This is a genomic window from Rheinheimera sp. A13L (genome assembly GCF_000217935.1).
Taxonomy (GTDB): domain Bacteria; phylum Pseudomonadota; class Gammaproteobacteria; order Enterobacterales; family Alteromonadaceae; genus Pararheinheimera.
Window position 1 is genome coordinate 1 of the sequence record NZ_AFHI01000051.1, and the last position, 1,762, is coordinate 1,762.

The 1,762-nt window shown below is 44.4% G+C and carries 2 protein-coding genes; both read right to left on the reverse strand.

Annotation, left to right across the window (positions count from 1 at the left end; genetic code table 11):
* A partial coding sequence (locus RHEIN_RS17045; protein ID WP_040555370.1) for a hypothetical protein occupies window positions 1-265 on the reverse strand: 265 nt, incomplete at its 3' end.
* A gap of 611 nt (window positions 266-876) precedes the next feature.
* Window positions 877-1,762, reverse strand: an 886-nt coding sequence (locus tag RHEIN_RS17055) for an RHS repeat-associated core domain-containing protein (RefSeq protein ID WP_008900226.1), incomplete at its 5' end; no start/stop codon positions are given.

Genomic DNA, 1,762 nt, shown 5'->3' on the forward strand with positions numbered 1-1,762 from the left:
GTACGCCAGGCGTGCTGATACCTGTTAAGCGGTAACTCTGGTCGTAACTCAGGTTGCGTTTTAAGCCATTGCCGTAAGTCCATTCATCCACTGGCCCGCCCGGAAATTGTTTGATGCCGGTCAGCACTGAGCGGCTGACACCGTTGATAGTCACTGTCATGGAGGCTAAATCACCATTGACCGCATAAGAGTAATTCACCCTGTTGCCACCAGGGTAGGTCAGGCTGATAACCCGGCCCATAGTGTCATAACCCCAGGTAGTCACATCAGATATAGTTTGCGTTTATGATTGTCTTTTAATAAACCCCAGTCATTAAACGGCTAATGGCGAAGGGCAGCAAGCACAGAGTAAAGCCTATGCTGAAATCTCTAATGTTGGCAACTAGCTTGAAAAACGCTGAACCGAACGGTAAAACGCTTTGAGTTTATACTAATTGCTACCTGCTTTTATCACAGCTCTTAGGGGCAGGAAAAAAGCATAAAACCTGCCCCAGAGCTGCTTTGTAGACTACGTGTCGTAAACTGTGAAAGACAATATAGCGATCATAAAAAAACATACAAAAGACAGTAAAAAACACATATAACAAAATATTTCCAGTTTCCTGTGCTTCTCTAACATGCCTACTATTTCAAGTGAATCTAGCTCTGGCCAACTTTTTCTGACGAAGAAAGCGGCCTCAGCGAGAGCTTTACCATGACTTAAGTCGTTAAGATTTTTAGTGAATATTTCGTCATATACTTTATGTCCACTACCTAGGATCTTTTCTTTCACTTTCCTACGCCCTGAATAAACCAAAATCATAGATATCACGCCCAAAAAAAAGCTCGAAAAAAAGATAAGACTCATAAGCTCAAAAATAATGATCACGTAACACCTCAATTACCACATTTAGGATCTGTCTTGCAGAAAGGAGCTGTAAACTGTTTAGTAGCAGTAACACCTATAGTCGTCGTAGCAAATCCTCCAGCTACAAAACCTGCGCCCGCAGAGGCGGACCCACCATTGCTTCCAGCCGTTACATTGCTTGATACACCCAGCCCTACTCCAACTGCACTACTCACACTAGTTGCAATTCCAAATCCATCTTCACTTTCACCGGAGATACTAGGTCCCGCAACTCCATATGTACCAAATCCGATGCCGAATCCGCCTCCAATATACGCACTTACACCTTGTCGTAATGAGAAGCTCCAACTGGCTTCAGCACCAAGCCCGACACCAATACCAATTCCGAGATTAAAATTAATATCACATAGTGAAGAAAGGAGAAACAAGCCAAGTGGATCAATATGAATCAGCGGATTCCCACCAACATAGCCATAAGTATTCAACCCACCTGCCAAACCAATAGGGTCACTCTGCAAATAGCGCCCTAAAGTCGCATCGTAATCCCTGAAATAGTTATACCAGCTTTGTTTTTCAGAGTCCCAGTATTGTCCTGGAAAGCCAATATTAAACTCACCTATGCTGGTCGTCAGTACGGAGCGGTCAAAGGCCTCCAGCTTAGCCCGCCAGACTATGGCTTTGCTGGCATTGGTGATGACTTCAGGGCGCCCTAAATGGTCGTTGTGCACATAATACAGCTGGTTGTTCAGAATATAACCCACCACCTGGCCATTAAAATAAATGTACTGTTTGGTGGTGCCTTCGGCTAATAGCTGGCCTTGTGGGCTATAGATAAACCTCGTTTCAACACTACCTACTTTTTTATACACCCGCTGGCCCAATGCATTGTATCTGTACTGTGCTGAGCCTGCGCTT